Source organism: Seongchinamella sediminis (assembly GCF_003457605.1).
In the GTDB taxonomy this organism is placed as follows: Bacteria; Pseudomonadota; Gammaproteobacteria; order Pseudomonadales; family Halieaceae; genus Halioglobus; species Halioglobus sediminis.
In genome coordinates this window covers 1-1,954 of record NZ_QRAN01000054.1, presented here as the reverse complement: position 1 = coordinate 1,954, position 1,954 = coordinate 1, and the positions used below count along the sequence as shown (strand labels likewise).

General features: G+C 51.2%; 1 protein-coding gene. It reads left to right on the top strand.

The genetic code is table 11. The features are described 5' to 3' along the window. Positions 1–315: 315 nt before the first annotated feature. Positions 316–1,308 (top strand): transposase, encoded by a 993-nt coding sequence (locus DWB85_RS19250; protein WP_117957690.1) that lies wholly within the window; start codon positions 316–318, stop codon positions 1,306–1,308. The last annotated feature ends 646 nt before the right edge of the window (positions 1,309–1,954 follow it).

The following is a 1,954-nucleotide window of genomic DNA, read 5'->3' as shown; positions in this document are numbered from 1 at the left end:
GTGTGCCCGCAAGGCGTGAAATCAGATCAAATCAGCCTGTTAACTGCCTGCGATTCCGTAATCGGAAAATCTCCGCGGAGATTTGGCCGAATCTGATGACTCATGAAATATTCAGGCTAGATAACTCACACTCAGGACACCCACCAACTCACACTCAGGACACCCACCTTAAAACTCACTCAGCACACCCAGGACACCCACCCCAATGTAATCCAAGGACACCCACCTCAATGTAATCCAATGCGGTCCTTTGTTTGAAGTTGCAAGGTGGCGGTCGTAAACTGCAGCTGCATGCCAGCAACGGAGGAGTCATGGATGACCCTGCCACGCCGAAGCCAGGTCGCTCTGGCTGAAACTCCCTACTATCATTGTGTTGCGAGGTGCGTTCGCCGAGCGTTTCTTTGTGGCAAAGACCCTTATACCGAAAAAAATTTTGAGCATCGTAGGCAGTGGCTGGTCGATCGTCTCGCGCTACAGGCAGACGTTTTCGCAATCGATATTTGCGCCTACGCTATTATGAGCAATCACTATCATGTGGTGCTACGGGTGGATCAGTCTGCGGTTTTGGCATTTTCTGACGCGGAAGTGATTGCAAGATGGACCCGCCTTTTCAAGGGCCCCATCCTGGTTCAGCGAATGCTGGCTGGCGACAAACTTTCCCAGGCACAACGTAAAACGATTCTGGAGATCGTGGCCGTCTGGCGGAAACGCCTGGCTGACATCAGTTGGTACATGCGTTGCTTGAATGAGTTTATCGCTCGCCGGGCTAATGCCGAGGATGACTGCACCGGGCGTTTTTGGGAGGGGCGATTCAAGTCTCAGGCGCTGCTGGACACCACAGCTTTACTGTCCTGTATGGCGTACGTTGACTTGAATCCGGTCAGGGCGGGTATCGCCGATTCTCTGGAGGGCTCTCATTACACTTCGATCAAGGAAAGAATGCGCAAGGAATCACAGGGTTGTGGGGGCACTCCCATTCACGTGCTCCCCTTGCTTGAATTCTCGCAAGCAGCGGTTGATCAAGCGGGCAAGCATCTACCGTTTCAACTGGCAGACTATGTGCAACTCGTAGGCATGACCGGACGTTGCCAGGCGAGGAGGCAGCGCGGGATATTATCGATTGGCCAGCCAATAATTACAAAGAAGCTTGGACTGTCGAATGAGCAATGGGAAGCGCTAATACAAAACGCCCACCGCGGTAATCTCAAGGCAATTGGCAGTTTACAAAAGCTACGGGCCTTCAATGATGAAACAGGTCGCAGGCGATCGCGTGGAGTCGGGTTGCTAAAATTGGTCTACGGCATGTGAATCGCAATCATTGAAGTTATCAGATAGCAGACCAGTACGTTTAACAAGGTGCTGGTCCGCTATCTGGAAATCCCAACGCCGCCTATTTCTTATAAACGAAATAGAATCCGGCTCTCGCTAGTTACTCACGTTAGATGGTACAGGTACGGCATAGTGCGTGGACTATTTCTCCAGTGGGATTAGGGTGGGTGTCCTGTTTGGCTTCTGTTTGGCTTCTGTTTGGCTTCCTGGTTGCCTATCGCTGGAGTGGTGAGCGCCACCTGACCAGCAGCCATTTCAGCTATGTGGCTAAGGCATGAGAAAGGAGTAATGATGCTTACTCATTGGAAAACTCGTGCTACAGCTGGTGATTCACCCGGCTATTGCATGCGCGATCAGATTCGGCCAAATCTCCGCGGAAACTTTCTGGCCTTTTCATTTGCATGGAGATCTGGTCCACTTGGAGGCGAAGTTTGCATGATGGAATGATCCATCGACGGGTAAAGAGCAGCCCGGTAAAAGGAGAATTCCCATGCATAACCCTCTTCACTGCTGTCCGGTTAACTGAGCCCATGATCCACGTAACTCCATGAATAGACTCCATTTTTTACCAATAAATTGTGGTGTCGACTTGAACGTAATAGAGCTTTCGGGCGACCTTTCGGGA

Excerpts from the sequence above, each read along its gene's own strand:
- DWB85_RS19250 (WP_117957690.1), top strand. The coding sequence starts at position 316 with ATGACCCTGCCACGCCGAAGCCAGGTCGCTCTGGCTGAAACTCCCTAC.